The organism is Marinobacter sp. EN3 (genome assembly GCF_000475315.1).
Taxonomy (GTDB): Bacteria; Pseudomonadota; Gammaproteobacteria; order Pseudomonadales; family Oleiphilaceae; genus Marinobacter; species Marinobacter nauticus.
Map to the genome: position 1 here is coordinate 80,535 of NZ_AXCC01000027.1, position 16,105 is coordinate 96,639.

13 protein-coding genes are annotated in these 16,105 nt (G+C 57.2%); 9 read left to right on the top strand and 4 right to left on the bottom strand.

What is annotated here, in order from left to right; all coding sequences use genetic code 11:
- Positions 1 to 33 precede the first annotated feature (33 nt).
- The 4 genes from Q675_RS29945 to smrA are packed head-to-tail and all read right to left on the bottom strand — an operon-like array spanning position 34 to position 3,608.
- On the bottom strand, positions 34 to 2,232 hold the full coding sequence (locus Q675_RS29945) for a xanthine dehydrogenase family protein molybdopterin-binding subunit (protein WP_023011384.1): 2,199 nt from the start codon (positions 2,230 to 2,232) through the stop codon (positions 34 to 36).
- 1 nt (position 2,233) lies between these two features.
- On the bottom strand, positions 2,234 to 2,722 hold the full coding sequence (locus Q675_RS29950; protein ID WP_023011385.1) for a (2Fe-2S)-binding protein: 489 nt from the start codon (positions 2,720 to 2,722) through the stop codon (positions 2,234 to 2,236).
- Between the two features lie 59 nt (positions 2,723 to 2,781).
- Positions 2,782 to 2,973, bottom strand: a complete 192-nt coding sequence (locus tag Q675_RS29955; RefSeq protein WP_023011386.1) for a hypothetical protein — start codon at positions 2,971 to 2,973, stop codon at positions 2,782 to 2,784.
- Positions 2,974 to 3,026: 53 nt separating this feature from the next.
- Positions 3,027 to 3,608 (bottom strand): DNA endonuclease SmrA, encoded by a 582-nt coding sequence (gene smrA, locus Q675_RS29960; protein ID WP_014421934.1) that lies wholly within the window; start codon positions 3,606 to 3,608, stop codon positions 3,027 to 3,029.
- A gap of 181 nt (positions 3,609 to 3,789) precedes the next feature.
- Here smrA and Q675_RS29965 point away from each other — a divergent pair, with 181 nt between their 5' ends.
- From Q675_RS29965 to Q675_RS30005, 9 genes are all read left to right on the top strand, one after another.
- Positions 3,790 to 5,706, top strand: a complete 1,917-nt coding sequence (locus Q675_RS29965) for a putative nucleotidyltransferase substrate binding domain-containing protein (RefSeq protein ID WP_014421935.1) — start codon at positions 3,790 to 3,792, stop codon at positions 5,704 to 5,706.
- 15 nt (positions 5,707 to 5,721) lie between these two features.
- Positions 5,722 to 6,429, top strand: a complete 708-nt coding sequence (locus Q675_RS29970; RefSeq protein ID WP_011784418.1) for a PolC-type DNA polymerase III — start codon at positions 5,722 to 5,724, stop codon at positions 6,427 to 6,429.
- Positions 6,430 to 6,639: 210 nt separating this feature from the next.
- Positions 6,640 to 6,903 carry a DUF4212 domain-containing protein gene (locus tag Q675_RS29975; RefSeq protein WP_011784417.1) on the top strand — a complete coding sequence of 88 codons (264 nt, stop codon included), beginning with the start codon at positions 6,640 to 6,642 and terminating at the stop codon, positions 6,901 to 6,903.
- 6 nt (positions 6,904 to 6,909) lie between these two features.
- Entirely contained in the window at positions 6,910 to 8,676 is a 1,767-nt protein-coding gene (locus tag Q675_RS29980) for a sodium:solute symporter family protein (RefSeq protein WP_022991676.1), read from the top strand.
- A 97-nt stretch (positions 8,677 to 8,773) separates the two neighbouring features.
- Positions 8,774 to 9,280, top strand: a complete 507-nt coding sequence (locus Q675_RS29985; protein WP_014421937.1) for a hypothetical protein — start codon at positions 8,774 to 8,776, stop codon at positions 9,278 to 9,280.
- 27 nt (positions 9,281 to 9,307) lie between these two features.
- Positions 9,308 to 12,826, top strand: coding sequence for a PAS domain-containing hybrid sensor histidine kinase/response regulator (locus tag Q675_RS29990; protein WP_023011387.1), 3,519 nt, complete (start codon positions 9,308 to 9,310; stop codon positions 12,824 to 12,826).
- Positions 12,823 to 14,463, top strand: coding sequence for a tetratricopeptide repeat protein (locus Q675_RS29995; RefSeq protein WP_023011388.1), 1,641 nt, complete (start codon positions 12,823 to 12,825; stop codon positions 14,461 to 14,463). The genes Q675_RS29990 and Q675_RS29995 overlap by 4 nt, the downstream gene beginning before the upstream one ends.
- Positions 14,460 to 15,140 (top strand): sensor histidine kinase, encoded by a 681-nt coding sequence (locus Q675_RS30000; protein ID WP_014421940.1) that lies wholly within the window; start codon positions 14,460 to 14,462, stop codon positions 15,138 to 15,140. The genes Q675_RS29995 and Q675_RS30000 overlap by 4 nt, the downstream gene beginning before the upstream one ends.
- 148 nt (positions 15,141 to 15,288) lie before the next feature.
- Positions 15,289 to 16,041 carry a response regulator gene (locus tag Q675_RS30005; protein WP_014421941.1) on the top strand — a complete coding sequence of 251 codons (753 nt, stop codon included), beginning with the start codon at positions 15,289 to 15,291 and terminating at the stop codon, positions 16,039 to 16,041.
- Positions 16,042 to 16,105 lie beyond the last annotated feature (64 nt).

The window sequence follows — 16,105 nt, forward strand, 5'->3', positions numbered from 1 at the left end:
GAACCACCCAAGCCCGGGTAAAACCGATTCCGCTCAGGCTTTAAGGGGCAGACGGCGCTGGCGCTTGCCGGTCAGCGCAAACAAGGCGTTGCCCAGGGCCGGAATCACCGGCGGGACGCCAGGTTCCCCAACGCCGGTGGGCGGCTCTTCGCTGTCGACAATATCCACCACCATCTCCGGTACCTGATGCATGTGCAGCAGACGATAATCGTGGAAGTTACTTTGCTGCACCTCGCCGCCGTCCAGGGTAATTTCCCCGTTCAGCGCCGCCGTCAGGCCAAAGACAATGCCGCCGGTCATCTGATCCTCGACAATTCGCGGGTTCACCACCTGACCACAGTCCACGCTGCAGGTGACCTTGTGAACGCGAATTCCGCCCTGCTCAATACTGGCTTCCACCACCTGGGCAACATAGGTACCAAAGCTCTTGAACAAAGCCACTCCGCGCGCCCTGCCCTCTGGCACCGGCTGGTTCCAGCCCGCCAGCTCGGCAGCCCGCTCCAGAACCCGCCGATGACGGGGCTCACTCTCCAGCAGTTTCAGCCGGAAACTGACCGGATCTTCGTTGGCCTGGCTGGCGAGTTCATCCATAAAGGTCTCGACCGCGAAACCATTGTGGGAATAGCCCACGGATCGCCACCAGGTAATTGGCACGCCCGGGTCAGTATGGGTATGCCGAACCCGGACATTGGGTACCGCGTAGGGATAGCCAATAGCCCCCTCAATGGCCGAAATGTCTTTCGGGGTTGCGATACCTTCAACCATCAGGCCAACCCTGCCCAATGTTCCGTACAGTAATTTTGGTGCCCAGGGGTACTGGGCTGGTGCAGCGTTCCGGACGTACCAGTCAAGTATCTGCGGGCCAACAATCTGATGATCCCAGCACGTCAACTGCCCATCCTCCAGACTGGCCGCCATACGATGCAACATGGCCGGGCGGAAAAAGCCATGGCGGGTGTCTTCTTCCCGGGACCAGATCAGTTTGACCGGCACTTTCACCCGGTAGGCGACCAGGGCCGCTTCCTCAATGTAGTCCTGAGTCAACCTGCGGCCGAAGCCACCGCCAAGAAAGGTCGTGTGGATAGTCACGTCATCCGGAGAGAGATCGGTGTGTCGCGCGGCGGCTATGCGGCCCAGATCCGGCGCCTGGGTCGGCGCCCAGACTTCCATGCCACCGTCCCGATACCAGGCGGTCGCATTCATTGGTTCCATGGTGGCGTGGGCCAGGTACGGCTGCTCATATTCAGCCTCCACCAGGGTACCCGCTTTCTCCAGAACAGCCTCGGGGTCACCGTCCACCCGTTCGTCCTCGCCGGGATCGTCACCGGCGGCCTGACGATAGTGTTTGAACACGTCCGGATTGGATAACCCGACGGCCTCGGAAAAATCCCACTCAACCGCCAGCGCTTCCTGAGCCTTGCGGGCTCGCCAGTAGCGATCTGCCACTACGGCCACACCGCGCTCGGTGATGAAGGCATCAAGCACGCCCGGCATGGCCCGAACCTGATCGCGGTTGAAACTGACCGCCAGTCCGCCATAGCGGGGGCTCCGGGTCATAACGGCATAGACCATATCCGGCAGCTCTACGTCTATCCCGTACATCGCCTGGCCGGTGGACTTGGCCTCGGCATCCAGCCTTCCGGCCTGTCGGCCGATGTATTTCCACTGGGAACGGGGTTTCAGTGGCACATCACCACGAATCACCTCTTTGTCCGCCAACTCCACCAGTTTGCCATAGGGCATGGAATCCAGGCCGTTGGGGTGGCGTACGTACCCGCCCTCCGTTTTGCATTGTCCCGGCTCGACCCGCCAAACCCGGGCGGCGGCCATCACCAGCATCAGTCGCGCCGAAGCTCCGGCCTCCCGCAGGGGCTGCCAACTGGAGGCGACACTGGTGCTGCCACCGGTAAGCTGAAGCCCGAACAACGGGTTACGGTACTCCGGAGCAACCGGGGCAAATTCCACGCGAATGGCCTCCGGCGCTACATCCAGCTCCTCCGCTATCAAAGTGGTAAGACCGGTGTAGGTGCCCTGGCCCATCTCAACCCGATCGAGGGTGAAAATAATGTCGTTGTCCCGGGTGAGTTCCAGCCAGGCGTTCGGTTTCCATTCACCGGTTTCAGGCTCATAGCCGGTTTGCACGGAGGCACAACCAGGCAGATTCAGCGCCAATAGCAGTCCACCGGAAGCCGAGGTGCTGACCTTCAGGAAATCCCGTCGATTCATCGCCATATTACGCATCCTCCCCGGCCGGCTGGTACTGACCCACACCACCGGCGACGGACTCAACCGCAGCCACAATGCGAGTATAGGTGCCGCAGCGACACAGGTTGCCGGTCATGGCGGTGACGATCTGTTCGCGATCCGGAGAGGGGTTGTTGGCCAGCAGGTGCGCGGCCGTCATGATCTGGCCAGACTGGCAATAACCGCACTGGGGCACCCCCTGTTCCACCCAGGCTTTCTGTAACGGATGCAACTCGCCATCAGCGGACAGGCCTTCGATGGTGGTGATTTCGGCACCTTCAGCCATCTCCACCGGCGTAGAGCAGGAACGGGCGGGCTGACCGTTCAGGTGCACAGTGCAGGCGCCACAGAGGCCTGCACCACAGCCAAACTTGGTCCCTTTGAGCCCAAGTTCATCCCGCAGCACCCATAACAACGGGGTATCGGGTTCGACATCCAGCGAATGCTGGCGACCGTTCACAGTCAGCGTGAAAGCCATTCCGTGCTCCTCATCATGTTATTGTTTTGGCAGGTTCGGCGCGTTTTACCGCCACGCCTTTACTTGACGACGTCTTCACCATCCTTGTTTACCCAGATTTTGCGCTCACCGGTTTCCAGCTTGCCGTTGGAATCCCACACTTCACGGTTCTGGGTGGCACTTTCCACTTTGCCGTTATCGTTCCAGATTACCCGGTCTTTACAGCCGGCCAATGTCAGTACAGAAATCAAAGCCACAAAAATCAAACGCATCTTAATTCTCCCGATTCGGTGTTTCCGTCGTAGCGAATGATCCAGACGATTCCTTATCTGGAACCATGGATCTCCCGATTATGCTGTTTTTCCCGATCGTTTTTCCTGACCATTACGTAAACCGCGCCGGTGCCACCGTGGTGTTTCTTTGCCGAATGGAAAGCGAGAACGTTGTCCAGCTCCGGCAACCACTTCGCCAGGTAGCTCTTGAGCTGGGCGATGCCATCAGGATTGCGTTCTCCCTTGCCGTGCAGGATGATCACCGAGCGCAAACCGTAATGTACGCAGTCGTTGATAAAACCGAACACTTCCCGGCGGGCTTCCTCCACCGTCATGCGATGCAGATCCAGCCGGGCCTCGATCGGGTACTGGCCAAGACGCAGCTTGCGGAAAACCCCATGCTGCACGCCTGGGCGCTGCCAGCTGAGAATGTCGTGTGCCGTTAGCGGCTCTACCATATCGGACGTCAGTGGGTTCAGGTCTCGCACCGGCTTTTCAACCGCCGCCCTCTGGCGTTCAAGGTGCCCGGGCGTCAGCTCCTTGGGCACCGATACTTCGGCCCGATTGGGTTTGCGTATCCGCTGCACATCCTTCATTTCTTCGAGGAAGGCAAGGCGTTCATCTTTACTGGTCATGACACTAACTGATTCCGGTTTGACGAGTATCAGAACTCTATCACCGCACCGGTCTACCATAAAGAAAAGCTCTGCGACGAAAATCGTAGAGCCCCTCCGGGTTCCGCTGAACTACACTGCAAGCGGAGAATAATAATGACGGAGCTCCCCGTACCTGGCTCCCAAGCTTACGGATCACGATATGGCCGCAGCAAATCAGGACACTACCCGCCCTCAGAACACCCGAGCGATTATGTCATTCCTGAGGGAACATGCCCCGTTCTCCAGCATGGACGACACCCATCTGGCCCATTTTGCTGAGCATGCGACCCTGAGGTTTTACGCCGATGGCGACGAAGTGCTCTCGCCCGACGATGGAGTGGTCAAGCGGTTTTATGTGGTCAAGCAGGGACGTATCCGGGGTGAGCGCCACAATGAAAAAGAAGACCGGGCAGAAACCACCTTTGAAATCAGCCAGGGTGAGTGCTTTCCGCTTGCGGCACTGATTGGCGAGCGCCCGACCCGAACGCTACACAGGGCTTCCGGCGATACCTTCTGCCTCAGTATTGAACAGAACGCCTTCATCACCCTGTTTTCCGAAAGCGAATCCTTTCGCGATTTCTGCCTGCGGGGCGTGAGCAGCCTGCTGGATCAGGTCAATCAGCGCATCCAGTCCAAGGCCATGGCTTCCATTGGCTCCAGCAACAGCCTGGACACCCCCCTGGAGCGCTACGCGCTGCGCAACCCGATTGTGTGCTCACCGGATCTGCCGGTTCGCAAGGCCGTAGCCCGGATGCACGAGAATAATGTGGGCAGCATCATTATCACCGATGACAATCGTCATCCCACCGGCATTTTCACGCTGCGCGACCTGCGCACCATGATCGCTGAGGAAAAAGGCCCCCTCGACACGCCCATTCGCCAGGTGATGACAGGCAATCCCTGTCGCCTGCCCGCCACAGCGGACGCCTTTGAGGCGGCAATGCTGATGGCGGAACACCACTTTGCCCATCTGTGTGTGGTCGACGAAGAGGACCGCCTGATTGGCGTGGTATCCGAGCGGGATCTGTTCTCTCTTCAGCGGGTAGACCTGGTGAACCTGGCTCGAACCATTGGCACTGCCACCCACTTGCGCACCCTGGTCAGCCTTCGCTCCGATGTCTCAAGGCTGGTCGACGCCATGCTGGCCCACGGCGCGGATTCCGGCCAGGTGGTGAAGATCATTACCACCCTGAACGATGTCACCGTGCGCAGGGTACTCGAACTTAACCTCAAGAAAAACGACCCTGGCATTCCGTTTACCTGGCTTACCTTTGGCAGTGAAGGCCGCCAGGAGCAAACCCTGCTGACCGACCAGGACAACGGTATTCTGTTCGAGACACCAGAGGGCATGACCGAAGATCAGGTGCGTGAGAAACTGCTGCCCTTTGCCCGCAAGGTCAACGACGAACTGGCGGAGTGCGGGTTCACCCTGTGCAAAGGCAACATTATGGCCAGCAACCCCAAACTCTGCCTGAGTGACCGGGAATGGGACGACTGGTTTATCCGCTTTATTGATGCCTCAACCCCCCAGAACCTGGTCTACTCGTCGATATTCCTGGATATGAGAGCGGTCTTCGGCCCCACTGAGCCACTCCATCGTCTGCTGGAGAAGGTGCTCCAACGCATCCGCAAGAACGCCCTGTTCCAGAAAATGCTCGCTGGCAACGCGCTGCAGAGAAAACCGCCCCTGACCATGTTCCGGAACTTCCGCTATCTGAACGACGAGAAGAAACACTCGCTGGATCTGAAACGTCAGGGCCTGGCGCCATTTGTGGAATCCGTAAGGGTGTTCGCACTGGCCCATGGGGTGGAAGCCGCCAATACCCTGGAGCGCATTGATGCCCTGGCCAGAAAAGACATCTTTGACGCCAAGGACGCCAACGCCTGGAAGGAAGCCTACAGCCTGATTCAGGCCATCCGTATGCGTGCCCATCAGGAGATGCTCGACCGGGGCGAGGAGCTGACCAATTACATCGATCCGGACGACCTGAATCCTCTGGACCGGCGCATACTTCGCGAGTCTTTCCGCCAGGCCCAGCGGCTCCAGCAGAAACTCGAAGTTACGTATCAACTATAGGTCTGCGCACAGAACATGCTGGAATACATCAAACAGTGGCTGGCCAGAAGACGCGGCGGAACAGTCGGCGATCACGATGCCGCCAATCTGCCCAGCCCGAAAACGGTTGGCGACCAGCCCTTGTCCCGGAGCCGGCTGATTGTTCTTGACCTTGAGACCACCGGCCTGAACGCGTCCAAAGATGAAGTGATTGCCATCGGAGCGGTTGCCATCGAAGGTGGTGTCATCCACCTCAATGACCAGTTTGACCTGATACTGCGTCGCCCTGAACTGGACATTCGGGAAACCGTGCTGATCCATGGCATCGGCCCAGAAGCCCTGACTCAGGGCTACGAAACCCAGGATGCACTGCTCTACCTTCTGGAATGGATGAACGGCGACCCGATACTTGCCTACCACTCCGCCTTCGACCAGAAGTTCCTCGAAAAGACGCTGAAAAGCCAGTTGGGCTACACCCTGCCCCACGTCTGGATGGATGTTGCCGAGCTGATGCCGGCGTTCTTCCCGAAAGCAACGATCAAAGGGCGCGGCCTGGACGACTGGGCGGATGTATTTGGCCTGGAAATCAGTGAACGCCATCACGCCGCAGCCGACGCGCTGGTTACCGCAGAACTGGCACTGATAGCCCTCAATAAAGCCCGGAAAAACGACGTCAAAACTCTCAAAGAACTCAGTGAAAAGCTGCATTATCAACGCCGTTTACAGCATATGCACCGCTATTAGCGGAACAGATTCTACCGACCATGTCCTTGACCAAATACAAGGCAAGTTACTGAGAGTTAGACCATTTGCCAATATCCATAAATCCATTGACCGGTAAAGTCGGAGGAGACAACAAGTCGGAGAAGTACTACATGAATAATAAATTCTCTATCCGCAACACCTCACCAAAAAAACACCCAATCTCCACAACAACAATACAGGAGTGATTGTATGTCAGGTCATAGCTACGACGCTGAAAACTACTGGAAGGCGAATCTACGCCTGATATTCGGGAGCCTGATTATCTGGGCCCTGGTATCTTACGGCTTCGCTATTCTGTTACGCCCGATGCTGGCGGGAATCCCCGTAGGCGGCACCGATCTGGGCTTCTGGTTTGCCCAGCAAGGCTCCATCCTTACCTTCATTGTTCTGATCTTTCACTATGCATGGCGCATGAACAAGATCGACGAAAAATTCGGCGTGCATGAGGAGTAAGGACAAATGAGCCAATTTGCAATCAACATTATGTTCGTAGGGGGCTCGTTCCTCCTCTACATCGCCATCGCTGTCTGGGCCAAGGCCGGCAGTACCAGCGATTTCTACGTTGCGGGCGGTGGTGTGCATCCTATCACCAACGGCGCCGCAATCGGTGCTGACTGGATGTCTGCCGCTTCGTTTATCTCCATGGCTGGTCTGATCGCGGCCGGTGGCTATGCCAACTCCACGTTCCTTATGGGCTGGACCGGTGGCTACGTCCTGTTGGCCATGCTGCTGGCTCCTTACCTGAGGAAGTTCGGTAAGTTTACGGTTCCTGAGTTCATCGGGGATCGATACTACAGCGCAAACGCGCGACTGGTAGCCGTTATCTGTCTGATCGTTGCCTCGGTAACCTACGTTATCGGCCAGATGGCTGGCGCTGGTGTGGCCTTCTCCCGCTTCCTGGAAGTGGATGCCACCACCGGTCTGATCATCGCAGCGGTTGTTGTATTCGTCTATGCGGTACTCGGTGGCATGAAAGGCATTACCTACACTCAGGTAGCCCAGTACTGTGTACTGATTGTCGCTTACACGATTCCCGCCGTGTTCATTTCCATTCAACTGACAGGCAACCCGATTCCGGGCCTGGGCATGTTCTCTACCCATACCGACTCTGGCTTGCCGCTGCTTGAGAAGCTGAACCAGGTCATCACTGATCTCGGTTTCAACGAGTATACCGCTGATGTGGACAACAAACTGAACATGGTTCTGTTCACACTGTCCCTGATGATCGGTACTGCCGGTCTGCCACACGTTATCATTCGTTTCTTCACTGTGCCCAAGGTGGCTGACGCGCGCTGGTCTGGCGGCTGGGCTCTGGTCTTCATTGCCCTGCTGTACCTGACGGCTCCTGCTGTCGCTTCCATGGCTCGCCTGAACCTGATGACCACTATCTACCCGGACGGAACCCAGGCCGCTCCCATCGAATATGATGAGCGCCCGAACTGGGTCAAGGAATGGGAAGTAACGGGTCTGATTCAGTTTACCGACAAAAACGAAGACGGCCGTATCCAGCTTTACAACGACGTACCTGCGTTTGAAGCTGAAGCCCAGGCCCGCGGCTGGAACGGCAACGAACTGGTGGTTAACCGTGACATCCTGGTACTGGCCAACCCCGAAATCGCCAACCTGCCAGGCTGGGTCATTGGCCTGATCGCAGCCGGTGGTCTTGCAGCCGCGCTGTCGACAGCCGCCGGCCTGCTGCTGGCGATTTCCTCGGCGGTGAGTCACGACCTTATCAAGGGACGATTCAACCCCAGTATCAGTGATAAGGGCGAACTGATGGCTGCCCGGATATCCATGGCCGTTGCCATTGTTGTCGCCACCTATCTCGGTGCAAACCCGCCAGGGTTCGCGGCTCAGGTGGTTGCCCTTGCCTTCGGTATTGCGGCTGCCTCGCTGTTCCCGGCACTGATGATGGGTATCTTCTCCAAACGCGTAAACAACGTGGGCGCGACTCTGGGCATGCTGTCCGGCCTGATCTTCACTCTGGTGTACATCTTCGTGTACAAAGGCTGGTTCTTCATCCCGGGCACCAACAATCTGGCAGACACTCCCGAGAACTGGGTGCTGGGTATTTCCCCGCTGTCTATCGGTGCCATTGGTGCGATCGTCAACTTTGCGGTAGCCTTCGCAGTATCCAAGGTGACTGCAGAGCCGCCCGTTGAAATTCAGGAACTGGTTGAAAGCGTCCGCTACCCGCGTGGTGCCGGTACTGCCCAGGATCACTGAAGCGAAAGACAATCTGATTCATCGCACCTGATGACAGGTTGAAACCGAACGGGCTTCCTCAGTGAGGGAGCCCGTTCTTTTTTGAGGAAACCGTTGTATGTTCTGGACATTTGTAGCCACCGTTTTTTGCGGTCTTGGTGCCGCTGGCATCGCCATGGGTATTCGCGCGGCCACCGCCAAAAAAGCCCCGAAGTGGCTGATTCCGGTCTTTGCCGGTGCGGGCATGCTGGGTTATCTGATCTATGGAGAATACACCTGGTATGACCACAAACGAGCCATGCTGCCGGAAGAAGCTGTGGTTGTGGCCACCGAACAGGAGAGAATTTTCTTTCGCCCCTGGACCTTTGTGTTTCCCTACGTGACCTCATTCTCTGCGGTCGACAAGGAAAGTATCAGCCGTGATACCGGTGATCAGAACATTGTTCGCTTCACCCTTTACCGTTTCGAGCAGACGGTCACCGATGCGGTTTCGCACCGGATTCATCTCATTAACTGTGGCAGCCGGGAGCTGGTACCACTGGGTTCCGACGGGGCGCCGAGAGTAGATAACATGAAGTTGCTGGAGAGCGACGATCCACTCTATACCATCATTTGCAGAAGCTGAGACCACAGGAGCGGATAACAAGACCCCATGATTAGCGCCTGGCTGCTTGTCCTTATATCGATCACTTACATTTCACTGCTGTTCCTGATCGCCTGGGCAGGTGACCGGCACCCGGGGCTCTACAAGCGCCGTCTGGCCAGAACCCATATTTACGGTTTGTCCCTGGCCGTCTATTTCACGTCATGGACCTTCTATGGCGCAGTTGGTCGGGCCACCCAGGAAGGTCTGGCATTTCTCCCCATCTACCTGGGCCCGTTACTGGTATTCATTTTCTTTGCGCCGCTGCTCCGGCGCATCATCTACATCAGTAAACGCAACAACAGCACCTCCATTGCCGACTTTATTGCCTCGCGTTACGGCAAATCCCAGGTGCTGGCGGCCATGGTGGCCATCTTTGCCCTGATCGGCAGCGTTCCCTACATTGCCCTTCAGCTCAAAGCCATTGCCCTGGGGTTTAATGTCCTCTCGGGCACCGGTGACAGTTATCAGGAATTGAGTACAGCGGCCTGGAACGACTCTGCCTGGTACATCACCCTGGCTCTGGCGGTCTTTACCGTGCTGTTCGGAACCCGGCACCTGGAGTCCACAGAACATCATCGGGGCATGATCCAGGCCGTTGCCTTTGAATCACTGATCAAGCTCATCGCCTTTGTGGCGGTGGGGCTGTTTGTTGGCTACGGGCTGTACGATGGCTTCGGGGACCTGTTTACCCGAGTCCGCGAAGCTGACCTGATGGGCACGCTTACCACAGAGTCGCTGGAAGCCCCTGCGTTCCTCACACAGACGCTGGTTGCCATGCTGGCCATCATCTGCCTGCCACGGCAATTTCACGTGATGGTGGTGGAGAACACCGATCACCGGGATTTTGAGGTCGCTCGCTGGGCGATGCCGATCTATCTGATCATCGCCAGCGCATTCGTCATTCCCATTGCCGCAGCCGGACTGTTGAGCACTCACCTGGCGGGCAGCGATCCGGACATCGTCATCCTGCAACTGCCGATCATGGCAGGGGAACACTGGCTTGCCGTACTGGCGTTTCTGGGCGGTGGATCAGCGGCGGCCGCCATGGTGATTGTCTGTTCCGTCGCCATAGCCACCATGGTGAGTAATGAAATCATCATGCCAGGCCTGCTCAAGTTCTTCCGACCAGGCATGAACCGACGAACTGATCTCAGCTTCCTGCTGCTGACGATCCGGCGGGTTGCCATCTTTGTAGTACTGCTGACCGCCTACGGCTTCTACCGCATGGCTGGCGAAGACTACAGCCTGACGGCGTTTGGCTTACTGTCCTTTGCCGCAGCGGCCCAGTTTGGTCCCGCGCTCGTAGGCGGTATTCTCTGGCGCCAGGGTAACTTCACCGGAGCTGCCTGGGGCCTTGGGCTGGGCTTCCTGATGTGGTGTTACACCTTGCTGTTGCCCGCGCTGGTATCCACCGGGTGGGTTGCGGATACCCTGATTGAGCACGGCCTGTTTGGCTGGAACTGGACCCGACCAACAGCCCTGTTCGGTTCCGACCTGGATCAGATTAGCCATGGCATTCTTTGGAGTCTGGGGGTAAACACCGGGGCCTATATTCTGCTCTCCCTGATTACCCGGCAACGTATTCGGGAGAAGATTCAGATTGCCGCGTTCTTCCACGATGCGCAGCCCAAAGCCGAGAATGCCCAGCACCAGAGCTGGCAGGGTGAGATTCTTACCTCCGACCTGCAGGCCCTGACCGACCGGTTCATGGGGGAAGAACGTTCCGAAAGCATTTTCAGGAACTACGAACGACGTAATGCCATCCGGCTCTATCCTCAGCGGCCAGCTTCCACCCACCTGATGAAGTACATAGAGCGCCAGCTGGCATCGGTGATTGGAGCCTCCACCGCCCGCGTGGTTCTGGAGTCGACCCTGACTGGCCGCGATATGCAGATTGAGGACGTGGTCAGCATTGTCGATGAAGCCTCCCAGGCCATGACCTTCAGCCGGGAATTACTGCAGTCTGCCATCGAGAACATCAGCCTGGGCGTGTCCGTGGTCAACCATCAGCAGCAACTTGTCGTCTGGAACCATCGCTATCTCGAGCTGTTCAACTATCCCAAGGGCTTTGTCCGGGTTGGCCGGCCGGTTGAAGACCTGATGCGCTATAACCTCACCAACGCCAACCTGTCTGCCCGTCGAATTGACGACATCGTCGAGAACCGCTGTAACAGCATGCGTGAAGGCAAACCCATGTCTTACGAGCGTCAGCGCCCCGACGGCACGGTCGTCCGGGTGGATGGCAGTCCGATTCCAGGCGGCGGCTATGTCACCACATTCCAGGACATTACCGCCATGCGCAGGACCGAGCAGGCCCTGAAGGAAACCAACATCTATCTGGAGCAAAGGGTCCGGGAGCGTACCCAGGAACTGCAGGTGATCAATGAGCAGATGCTCAAGGCCAAGTCGGTAGCCGAGCAGGCAAACCAGAGTAAAACCCGCTTCCTTGCCTCTGCAAGCCACGACCTGCTGCAACCCCTGAACGCAGCAAGACTCTTTACCTCCGCGTTGTCCGGCAAAGTGAACGAGGGCGAAACCCGGGATCTGGTAGACCACATCGACAGCTCGCTGGGCGCGGCTGAGGAGATCATCAGTACACTGCTGGACATTTCAAAGCTTGATGCCGGGGCACTTGAGCCGGATATCGGCGTGTTTCCGGTCAACGAGCTGCTTCGGCATCTGGCCACCGAGTTTTCAGCCATCGCCAAGGATCAGGGGCTGGAACTGCATGTAGTCCCCAGTACCGCCTGGGTCCGTTCCGATGCGAAACTTCTGCGTCGTGTGGTACAGAACTTCCTGTCCAATGCCATCCGCTACACTGCAAGCGGCAAGATCCTGATGGGCTGCCGACGCCTCAAAGGCTATCTTCGCATTGAAGTCTGGGATACCGGCCCGGGCATGTCGGATGACCAGCTTAATCACATCTTCGAGGAGTTCCGCCGATTCCAGCATGGTCGCGACAAGAAGGGGCTGGGGCTTGGCCTGGCCATTGTTGATCGTATCAGCGGCATGCTGAATCACCCCGTCACCGTGCACTCCATCCAGGGCAAAGGCAGCGTATTCGGGATCACGGTTCCGGTCGCCCCGGCCGATCAAAGCCGGCTGGATTCCCAGAAAAGCGGCAGCAGTTCAAGGCGGGTCTCCAATCTCGGGGGCCTTCACGTTCTGTGCATCGACAATGACGCAGCCATTCTGCAAGGCATGGTCGCGTTGCTGGGCAACTGGCAGTGTGATGTCACTGCCGCCGAAAGCCTGGATGATGCCCTGGACAAACTGGACGCACGCAGGCCCGATATTATACTGGCTGATTATCAGCTGGATGATAACCGCAATGGACTGGATGCCATGGACAGCATAAGGGAACATCGGGGAAGCGACATTCCCGGCATCCTCATTACCGGCTATATGGCGCCGGAGGTACGTGACGACGCAGGCAACCGGGGCTACCAGGTACTGTACAAGCCAGTGAAGCCTGCAGCCCTGCGAGCACTCGTAAACAAACTACTTAAACAGAAGCGGTCATGAATCCATCCGACCGGAAAGACGCAGTAAATCCGTTTGGCAAGCTTACTTTTCTTGTTGTCGACGATTTCGAGAACTTTCGGCTATCCATGCGGCAGATGCTCCGCAGTTGTGGTGCCGACAAGATTGAACTGGTTGCTCACGCCACGCCCGCCATCCAGTACTGTACCTACAATCACGTCGATGTCGTGCTGTGCGATTACAACCTGGGGGAAGGCAAAAACGGCCAGCACGTACTGGAAGAGCTGAGGCACAAGAAACTCCTCAAACGCTCATCGCTGTTCCTGATGGTAACCGCGGAAACCTCCAAGGAAATGGTCATGGGGGCACGGGAATATCAGCCTGACGGCTATCTGACAAAGCCCATTAACCGTGCCATGCTGGAGCAACGTCTGGGCAGCCTGATCAAACAGCGCAATGCCCTGCTCCCCATCACCCGGGAGATCGATCGGGAAAACTACCCGGAAGCCATCAGTCTTTGCCTGCAAACCCTGCCCAAACAGCCGCGCTACAAAACCTGGCTGATGAAGACACTCGGAGAACTCTACTTCATGGTCGGCGACCTGGCCCACGCCCAGAAAGTCTACGATGATGTTCTGAATCAGCGGGAGCTGTCCTGGGCCCGGCTAGGCCGGTGCAAGGTGTTGCTGGCCAACCGGAACTTTGATCAGGCCGTCGACGGCCTCAAGGCTCTGATTGAAAAACACCCGGACTATATGGAAGCCTACGACCTGCTGGCCGAAGGCCTTCAGAAACAGGGACGATCGGCCCAGGCCCAACAGGTTCTTGAGAAAGCGGCTGAACATTCCCCCAACGCTCTGCTCCGCCAGAAGCATCTCGCTGAACTGGCCGGCGCAAACCAGGATATTGACACCGCCTCCCAGGCGTGGCGACAGACGGTGTCTCTGGGCACCTATTCCATACACGACAATGCAGAGCATTACCTGTCGCTCGCCCAGAGCCTGTCCGATCTGAGCGAGGGCGATCTGGACGAAGAAGGCGCGGCGCGCTCGTCAGAAGCCCTCTCTGTGCTTACGAAAATGGAGAAACGCTTCGACAACGATGAAACCATCGGACTCAAAAGCCGGATCGTGCAGTGCCGTCTCCATGCCGGACAAGGCCGCCACCGGGAGGCCGAAAAGATTCTTACCGCGGTCAGCTCGGAGCTCGAGAGCCTGGAGGAACTCCCGGCCGATATGGGGCTGGATTTCGCAAAAACCCTGTTCCGGATGGGCCGGGAAGATCAGGCCAAGAGAATCCTCGGCGATCTGGCCTCACGATTTGATAACGACCCCGACACCTTGCAGAAAATTGAAAACCTCCTGGACGAGCCCGTTGGCTTCCGTCAGAAACTGGAAGCACGCAGCATGAACCGGGATGGCATCAAAGCGTTTGAGGCAGGCGACCTCGACGCTGCAGTGGAAGCCTTCAACAAAGCCCTGGAGATCGTTCCGGACCATGCCGCCCTGAACCTGAACCTGGTTCAGGTGTTGATGAAGCAATATGACCAGAACCCGGAGCCTGCGTTACTGGCTGCCTGCCAACAGCGCCTGGACCGTCTGAGCAAGCTGCCAGAGCAGCATCGTCAACACCGTCGATACCTGGCCCTCACCCGAAAACTGAAAGGACTGACCGCATGACCGACCCAAACATCGACTTTTCGATGGTGCTGGCCTCTGCCGTGCACGACATGAAAAACTCGCTCGGCATGTTACTGAACAGCCTCGACGAACTTCGTGGTGAACATGAGCAATCCCTTGCTGGCTCCGACAAATTCAACATGCTCCAGTACGAAGCCGAGCGTATGCATAACGATCTGGTTCAGTTACTGGGTATCTATCGCCTGGGAGAAAACAATCTCTCTGCGCACATTGACGAGCATTTTGTGCCAGATTTCCTGGAGGAGCACCTCGCCAGGCACATCCCTTTGTTGCAGGGACTCGGGCTCAAATATTCAATTGCCGCAGATGACATCAATGGCTTTTTCGACGAGGACCTGTTGACCGGCGTACTCAACAACACCATCAACAACGCCATCCGTTATACCAAAAGCCAGATACGGCTTATTGCGCGCGAAGAAGACGGTTATCTGGTGCTGGGGGTTGAAGATGATGGCCAGGGCTACCCGGAAAGCATGCAACATACTGGTACCCTGAGTTTCAAGTCGCTGGACTTCAATACCGGCAGTACCAGCCTGGGGCTGTTCTTCGCCTCGTCTGTGGCCGCACTGCATAGCGAAGGCGAGCGAACCGGCTCCATCAAACTGCACAACGGCGGCAGCCTGGGTGGGGGTGTATTCGAAATCTGGCTGCCCTGACGCAAAAATGAAATGGGAGTCTCAAAAACGGAACCCGGGCCCGCCTACCCACTGCATATTTTCTGAGCTGCACTTATAGTGCCCGAGTCTTTCAGACTGATTCATCACGGCGTAACAACGTCTGTCACTTCCAGGGAGGAGCTCTCTCATGCCGCGAGGGCACGCACTGATCATCGAAGACTCGTCAACGGCCCGTATTCTGTTGTCCCGGCTGCTTGAACGAGCGGATATCTCCACCAAAGGGGTTGCCACTGCGGAGCAGGCCTTTCCCCTGCTTCAGCAGGAACATTTCGACCTTATCTTCCTTGATCATCTCCTCCCGGGCATGAATGGCTTTCAGGCACTGGAGAGACTCAAGCAACAGCCGGAGACCCGGGACATCCCGGTATTCATGTATACCTCCCAGAACGCAGAGCGTTACCTACAGGAAGCCAGAGCCCTCGGTGCTGCCGGCGTCATTCGCAAGCAGGTTGACCGGGACCAGCTGATGCGAACTCTGGATATCATTCTGTCTAACGTGCCTGATCAGGAACAAAGTGAAGCCATCCGCCTGGCCGTTGAGGAAGGAGGACATCACGGGTTGGAAGCAACGGAACAGAACTCCCGGGGCATGACCGGGCGCCTGTCCACGCTGGAAATTGCCTATGAAGAGCTGGAGGAAGAAATCCGTGAGTTGCGCGCTGCCTTTACCGAATGTCAGCTACAACAGGTTCAGAAGTTAGACCAGCAACAACGGCAAATGCGCTGGCTCGGCGGCTTATCCATTGCGGGTTTGGTGGCACTGGTTTGGCTTGTCACATGGCAGGGAGGGGTTCTGGACGAGTATATTGCGCGCACCGATGAACAATTCAGTTTGCTGCACAGCATTGTTGGCGGCGTTATTGAATTAATCGGTCGCTAGTGACCATAAAGGCAGAAATAAAAAACCCCCGACAGCGAAGCTATCGGGGGTTTTAGGTATTAGG